We start from the raw sequence: 3381 nt of genomic DNA, 5'->3' as shown, positions 1-3381 counted from the left end.
GCGCCCGCCACATCAGTAGTGATCGTCATCAGGTGCTACTCCCATGATCGGAGTTACACCGTTGTTCTTACACTCCCTGATCTCCTTGACCGGTGCATCCCGGCGGCAGGCCGGACGAGCTTTCACCGCCGGCGGTTCGAACGGCAGAGCGCGGGAGGCGGTACATATCTCGTCGCCTGGCTGGCTGGGCGGCCCGTGGGGCATCTATTGATCATTTGGGCGGGTTGCGACGCCGAGGAGGTGCGGCGGGAGACGGCTGCATGCCCGGAGTTGAACGCGCTCGGGGTGTGGCCGCCAGAGCAGCGACGGCATGGGATAGGCCGAGAGCTGCTTCGTCAGGCCGAGATCCTGGTCGCAGCGCATGGCCATCGGACTGTCGGTCTTGGCGTGGCTGCCGACAACCCCGACGCTGCCCGCCTCTACCGGCGGCTCGGCTACATCGTTCGGGTTCAACGCTATGTCGGTTGCTGGACCTGGGTCGATCAGGATGGCGTGGAACACGAGGAGGCAGAGACGGCGAGTTTTCTGGTCAAGAGCCTTCTGCCGGCGCAGGCCACTGGAGAACGCGCAACTTGATCAATGCCGTGTTATGACTCGGTCCGCTGATAGGTAGTGGTTTTGCCTTGGCCGCCACGTTGAAGGATGAGCCCGCGGCCGCGCAGGTTTCGTAGTGTTTTGCGGATGTTCGGAACGGAGAGCCCGAGCTCCTCAGCGAGGTCGCTGACCGTTCGTCCCTGACGGTCAAGGCCTGGTTGACGCGACGTTCTGTGACGCCCAGCGGGGGCTCGGTGGTCGCCGCGGGCGTGGTGGTCGTGAACTGGTGGAGGACGACGGTGAACCGAAGGGGACCGGAGCGACGCGACCGGCCCGCGCGTGAGCGGCAAGGCAGTACACTCAGGTACTGAACCCTAGCCCCGAAAGGGACATGTCGTGACCTACCGCCTCGAGATCGTCAGCGAGGTCCGGGAGTGGCTGCATGATCTGCGTCGAACGGACCGCAACACCGCGATCCTCGTCGGTCAGGCTGTGACGGCTCTTCTCGACGAGGGCCCGAGCCTGGGGAGGCCGCTCGTCGATCGGATCAAGGGCTCACGCCTGCACAATCTCAAGGAGCTCAGGCCCGCCTCGGGTGGTGCCAGCGAGGTCCGGATCCTGTTCGTCTTCGATCCCGAGCGCCGCGCGGTGCTTCTCGTCGCCGGAGACAAGGCCGGACAATGGTCAACCTGGTACGGCAGGGCGATCCCGTTGGCCGAGGCCCGCTACGCTCTCTACCTCAAGGAGCGAGACGCATGAGCGCTACCCATGGGTACGACAGAGACGGCTTCCTGAACGAGTTCTTCCCCGAGGAAGGTGACCGCCGCGAGGTCGAGGCGGGAGTAGCGCGACTCGTGGCCGAGAACCGCGCCCATCGGTTGGCCGAGATGCGCCGGCGACTGGGTCTCACCCAGGCCGACGTCGCCGATCGCATGCATGTCCGACAGGAACGCGTCTCCGCCATCGAGCGGGCCAACGTCGATGCCAGCGAGCTGCGCACCCTCGCCGCCTACGTCAAAGCGCTCGGCGGACATCTGGAAGTCATCGCGGACTTCGGCGGCGAACGGCTTGTCATCGGCTGAAGACCGCCAACCCGACCGCCACCCCCCACGATCGGTCACGGTCACGAGACGGGCCGAAACAGCCAACCCGTCCGAAATTCGGGACATATGTTCGATTCGCTAGATGATGTAGAAGTCGACGCGGTCACTGGACATCGCCCCTGGTCAGGGCCCGGGTGGCGACCGGTCGGACAGTGATTTCAGGGCCAGCAACCATGATCGAACGGTTCGGATGCTGGTACACATGGTCCACCAAATTTCTGATCATGCCTTTGACCTGGGCGAATGCGGTTCGCGATCTATCGCTTGAGATCCAGTGCCATGCATCGGTGCTGGTCAGGGCGTTGCCAGCTGGTTCGAGCCCCTGCTGGACGACCATGGTGCGACGATGCGAACCGCGGCCGCCTGGCCGAGGTACCGAGCAACGGCGACTTTGGAGGACACCGGTGGTCGCCGCAGGCAGCCGCTGTGCCAGTAGACGATCGACCGGCCGGCGGGTGACGACGTTCGGTGCGGCGGGCTGCCAGTAGGGATGTACGCCTGCGGGCGATGTGCGCGGATGCTGGGGGAGGGTCCTGAGATCAGGTCTGACTGAATCGTCAGGGGTGGTCCGCACGGTTGCCTGGGTCGTGGAGGGAGTCGACGACTTCCTCGAGGAGGAACTGGACCTTCGCGTTGATCGGGCGGCCGCTGTAGACCGCCTGGACGAGGTCAAGGCCTTCGTCGACGGTGGTGTAGCCGAGGGTGCGGTAGAGGAACGCGATGTCCTCGGCGTCGGTTTCGACGCGGGACGCGAACAGTTTCATGGCAAGTAGATATTCGGCGGAGGCGATGTCGACGGTGAGATGATCGGCCTCGAAATATCTGCTCGCGGCCGGATCCGGACCGGGCAGGAAGCCTTTCACCGCGTCGTTGAGCCAGTCGGCGGACAGGCCGTGGCGTTCGGCGAGTACAGCGGCAGCGGCTCGGACGACGTCGGTCGGCAGGAACACCGCATCGAGATCGCGGGTGGAGCGGTGGGCGTCGTAGGCGAGGGCGAGGGCGGCGCCGCCGACGAGGAACAGGTCGGCTTTGGCGCCGCGCCGCCCCAGCTCGTCGTTGAGTTCCTGGAGCAGGTCGGCGATCGACTCGCGGTCGAGACCCGGGGTGGTCATGTCACGCCCGCTGGAGGGCGCCGCGGGTGATGAAGATGCCGCGTTTGCGAAACGACAGGGGGGACTCGACCAGTGCCCGGGGATGCAGCCCCTTCAGCGCGGTGACGAACCACCAGGGCATCGCTTCGAGGGCGGGGTCGCGCACCCATTGAGGTGCGGGCCAGCCGTCGCGGCGGGCGAGGTGCTCCCCGAGGGCGGCGAAAGCGGCGTCCACGCGCCGGTCGCCGGATGGCCGTGGCTGGTCGGCCCACATTGCCTGCGCCGCGGCGCAGCCCTGGTGGTGCAGGACGCTGGTGTAGTCGTCGAGGAGCTGGACGATGGCGTGCCGCCAGATGTCCTGGGGGCGGGCGTCAGTTGAGACCATGCCGGCCGCGACGGCGGCGGCGTCGTCCACGGTCCGGAAGGCACGCAACGGGTCCACGACCCCACAGTACGCGGCGGATCATGCCTCCGGCGGGTCGGATTCGCCGGTCGCACGAGGTCGTGGCTGCCACTGCGGCGACGTCGATGACCTGGCCGAACTGGTCGGCGGCCCGGTACAGGTAGGTCCATCGTCCGGCGACCTTGACGTACGTGTTGAGTCGGCCTGGAGCGCGGTGCTGACGTTGCCGCCAGTCCGTTTCTCCAGACCG

The 3381-nt window shown here is 66.5% G+C and carries 6 protein-coding genes and 1 pseudogene; 3 read left to right on the top strand and 4 right to left on the bottom strand.

Features of this window, described 5'->3' with window-relative positions:
- The coding region (locus MXD60_RS25975; protein WP_248822301.1) for a GNAT family N-acetyltransferase at window positions 1–576 on the top strand (576 nt) is incomplete at its 5' end.
- 11 nt (window positions 577–587) lie between these two features.
- Here MXD60_RS25975 and MXD60_RS25970 read toward each other — a convergent pair.
- Window positions 588–884: a winged helix-turn-helix domain-containing protein gene (locus tag MXD60_RS25970; RefSeq protein ID WP_248822299.1), complete on the bottom strand. Its 297-nt coding sequence runs from the start codon at window positions 882–884 to the stop codon at window positions 588–590.
- 46 nt (window positions 885–930) lie between these two features.
- Here MXD60_RS25970 and MXD60_RS25965 point away from each other — a divergent pair, with 46 nt between their 5' ends.
- Window positions 931–1293, top strand: coding sequence for a type II toxin-antitoxin system RelE/ParE family toxin (locus MXD60_RS25965; protein WP_248822297.1), 363 nt, complete (start codon window positions 931–933; stop codon window positions 1291–1293).
- Window positions 1290–1616 (top strand): type II toxin-antitoxin system RelB family anti-toxin, encoded by a 327-nt coding sequence (relB, locus tag MXD60_RS25960; RefSeq protein ID WP_248822295.1) that lies wholly within the window; start codon window positions 1290–1292, stop codon window positions 1614–1616. Before MXD60_RS25965 ends, relB begins: the two co-directional genes overlap by 4 nt.
- A 578-nt stretch (window positions 1617–2194) precedes the next feature.
- On the opposite strand, the gene MXD60_RS25955 is transcribed toward relB, so the two are convergent.
- From MXD60_RS25955 to MXD60_RS25945, 3 genes and pseudogenes are all read right to left on the bottom strand, one after another.
- The gene (locus MXD60_RS25955) at window positions 2195–2749 is read right to left on the bottom strand and encodes a DUF6036 family nucleotidyltransferase (protein WP_248822293.1); all 555 of its coding nucleotides are present in this window, start codon (window positions 2747–2749) and stop codon (window positions 2195–2197) included.
- Window position 2750: 1 nt separating this feature from the next.
- Window positions 2751–3170: a hypothetical protein gene (locus MXD60_RS25950; RefSeq protein ID WP_248822291.1), complete on the bottom strand. Its 420-nt coding sequence runs from the start codon at window positions 3168–3170 to the stop codon at window positions 2751–2753.
- A gap of 73 nt (window positions 3171–3243) precedes the next feature.
- Window positions 3244–3381 (bottom strand): annotated as a pseudogene (locus MXD60_RS25945) (DDE-type integrase/transposase/recombinase); the annotation flags it as partial.

Source organism: Frankia sp. AgB32 (assembly GCF_023243045.1).
In the GTDB taxonomy this organism is placed as follows: domain Bacteria; phylum Actinomycetota; class Actinomycetes; order Frankiales; family Frankiaceae; genus Frankia.
The sequence above is the reverse complement of the archived record's forward strand: the minus strand, read 5'-3'. Positions and strand labels throughout refer to the sequence as shown.

Bases quoted from the DNA above. Each gene is read 5' to 3' on its own strand.
- relB (WP_248822295.1), top strand. From the start codon at position 1,290: ATGAGCGCTACCCATGGGTACGACAGAGACGGCTTCCTGAACGAGTTC.
- MXD60_RS25955 (WP_248822293.1), bottom strand. From the start codon at position 2,749: ATGACCACCCCGGGTCTCGACCGCGAGTCGATCGCCGACCTGCTCCAG.